Annotated in this window: 3 protein-coding genes; 2 read left to right on the top strand and 1 reads right to left on the bottom strand. The window is 62.2% G+C overall.

Going from position 1 to position 3,080, the window contains the following annotated elements; all coding sequences use genetic code 11:
- The first annotated feature begins 8 nt into the window (after positions 1 to 8).
- Positions 9 to 437: an RDD family protein gene (locus ABYW26_RS12590; RefSeq protein ID WP_372605256.1), complete on the top strand. Its 429-nt coding sequence runs from the start codon at positions 9 to 11 to the stop codon at positions 435 to 437.
- Positions 438 to 507: 70 nt separating this feature from the next.
- Positions 508 to 1,341 carry an arginyltransferase gene (locus ABYW26_RS12595; RefSeq protein ID WP_372605253.1) on the top strand — a complete coding sequence of 278 codons (834 nt, stop codon included), beginning with the start codon at positions 508 to 510 and terminating at the stop codon, positions 1,339 to 1,341.
- 59 nt (positions 1,342 to 1,400) lie between these two features.
- On the opposite strand, the gene ABYW26_RS12600 is transcribed toward ABYW26_RS12595, so the two are convergent.
- Positions 1,401 to 3,080: TRAP transporter large permease subunit (locus tag ABYW26_RS12600; RefSeq protein WP_372605254.1), on the bottom strand; the 1,680-nt coding region annotated here is incomplete at its 5' end.

A 3,080-nucleotide genomic window follows, 5' to 3' on the forward strand; every position in this document is an offset into this window, starting at 1 on the left:
ACTGGGGTCTGCCCGACCCTGACCTTCACGCCGAATTCTACGCCGATGTGCCGACCAAGCGCCTGATCGCTTTTGTGGTCGATACGGTGCTGATCGTGCTGTTGTCGTTGCTGGTTCTGCCGTTCACCGCCTTTACCGGGATCTTCTTTTTCCCGGTGCTGATGATGTTGGTGGGCTTTGTCTATCGCGTCGTGACGCTGGCCGGTGGTTCGGCCACGCTGGGGATGCGGCTAAGCGCGATCGAGATGCGCGATGCCCGTGGTCAGCGGCTGGGCTTGTTTCTGGCCTTTTGGCACACGGTTCTGTTCTCGGTGTTCTTTGCCTCGATGCTTTTGCAGGCGGCGTCGATCCTGATGATGCTGACCGGGGCGCGGGCGCAGGGCCTGCATGATCTGCTTCTGGGCACCGCCGCCGTTAACCGCGCCGCCGGACAATAACCGCAAGGGGCTTGGCGACCGGAAAAACCTTTGCTAGCGTTTTTCAGGTCCTCAAAGGTTTGCCCGCCCCATGCGTCACACTCTGCCTCTTGCGCCGCAGTTCTACGTCACAGCGCCCCAGCCATGCCCCTATCTGGCCGACCGGATGGAGCGCAAGCTGTTCACGGCGCTGCAAGGCGACCATGCCGGACAGTTGAATGACGCGCTGAGCAAACAAGGGTTCCGGCGGTCGCAGAATGTGCTGTATCGCCCGTCTTGCACCGATTGCACCGCCTGCCTGTCGGCCCGGATCAAGGTCGCCGATTTCGCGCCCAGCCGCAGCCAGCGCAAGACCCGGCGCCGCAATACCGATCTGACCCGGCGCGCGACCTCGCCCTGGGCGACCGAGGATCAATACGCGCTGTTCCGGCATTATCTGGAAAGCCGTCATGCCGATGGCGGTATGGCCGATATGGATATTTTCGAATTCGCCGCCATGGTCGAGGAAACGCCGGTGCGCACCCGGATCGTCGAATATACCGCCCCCGGCGACACGCCGCGCGATCAGCCGGTCCTGACGGCGGTCTGCCTGACCGACGTTCTGGATGACGGTCTGAGCATGGTCTATTCCTTTTACGACCCCGAGGCACAGGCGCGCTCGTTGGGGACTTATGTGATCCTTGACCATATCGAGATCGCCCGCGAGGCCGGCCTGCCCTATGTCTATCTGGGCTATTGGGTGCCGGGCAGTCCCAAGATGGGCTATAAGGCCAAGTTTCAGGGGCTTGAGATCTACAAAGGCGGCGCATGGCAGCCGATTGGCGATCCGAACAGCCATGACAGCGAGACCCATCCGCTGTCGGTGTCGCCGATTGCCGAACAGGTGGCGCGGATATCGCTGCCGGACACACGGGCGCGCGACTAGGACCCCTCCGAAGTGCGGACATGAAAACGGGGGCCGAAGCCCCCGTTTTGCGTTTCAGATCAGTGCGTCAGCAAGCTGGGCACGATGGTCACGATGGATGGGAAGAACCACAAGATCCCCAGACCCACCACCTGGATCAGCACGAAAGGCACGATCCCGCGATAGATATGCCCGGTCGAGACCTCTGGCGGCGCCACCCCGCGCAGATAGAACAGTGCAAAGCCAAACGGCGGTGTCAGGAAGCTGGTTTGCAGGTTCACCGCGATCATGATTGTCACCCATTTCGGGTCGAACGTGCCGCCATAGATCACCGGCCCGACGATCGGCACCACGATGTAGATGATTTCAAGGAAATCCAGAACGAAGCCCAGAAAGAACAGCACCAGCATCACCAGCAGGAACACGGTGAATTCATTGTCAAAGCTGCGCAGGAAGGCCTGAATGTAATGTTCGCCCCCGAATGAGATCACCACCAGGTTCAGCAATTGCGAGCCAATCAGGATGGTGAACACCATCGAGGTCACCTTGGCGGTCTCGCGGACGATGACCTTCAGCACCCCGGTGCGCCACAGCACCCAGCAGGCATAGAGCAGGCCGAACATCGCAAAGTGATAAGCGATCTGGGCGACGCCAAAGGCGATCCAGTCCTCGAACCGGACGGTGTCCAGACCGACGCGCAGGTCGAAATCGGTGCCCGCAAGGATCATCACGCCAACAGCCAGCGAGGCCCAGATGATAATCTTGCCGGATTTCTGCTCATCCCGCAGCTTGCGATAGGCGGCCAGCATGATCGCGCCACCCGCCCCCAGCGCCGCGGCGGGCGTCGGGTTGGTGATGCCACCAAGGATCGAGCCCAGCACCGCAACGATCAGCACCAGCGGCGGGAAGGCCACGCGCAACAGCTCGTTTCGGCTAAGCAGCCCCATCGCATAGCGCACACCATAAAGCGCCATGATCAGCGGGATCGCCAGTCGCACCACCACCTGACCCGGCGAGGCCAGCGGCGACAGGAACAGCGCATCGACCAACAGCCCCACACCGATACCAACGGCACCGATCACCAGCGGGCGCGGATCGGCCAGCGGGGCCACACCGCGCGCGGCGGCGATAATGATCGACAACAGAACAAAGCCGATCATGATCGGGGTCGACAGCGGCGGGGCCGAGGCAACCATGGCGGCCTGCACGGCGGCGATCTCTTCGGCGCTGCGCTGGGTGCTGGTCTGCGCCCCGCCTGCCGCATCGATCTGAGCCTGCTGCTCAACCGCCAGATCCCATTTCTCCTGACCGTGCAGGTCGATCATCGAGACCTTGCACTGATCCGACACATTGGTGCGCAACACGGCGCTGTCGCCAAGATCGGAAAAGCTGCTGACAGTCATGTCCTGGCTGCCCGCGATGTTCAGGCTGCCTGCGGCAATCGCCATGGCGATGATCCCGGCAGGCACCACAAGGAACCACGTCAGCTTGTCCTGACGGGTGGCGGTGCTGATGCCGCCACCACCAACCGTCACCGGCGGGGCTTTTTCGGGCTTCAACAGCGCATAGCCAAAGGCATAGGCGCCATAAAGGAAGGCCAGCATCACGCCGGGCAGGATCGCCGCCTGAAACAACGTGCCGACCGAAACAACGGCCGCCTGCCCCAGATAGGTCAGCGCGTCCGAACAGCCCGCAAGCTGAGCGCGGGTTTCCTGCGCGGTGGAATAGATGTCACCGGCCAGCGTGCCCAACAGCACGAT

Source organism: Actibacterium sp. (genome assembly GCF_041584535.1).
Taxonomy (GTDB): Bacteria; Pseudomonadota; Alphaproteobacteria; order Rhodobacterales; family Rhodobacteraceae; genus Actibacterium_D.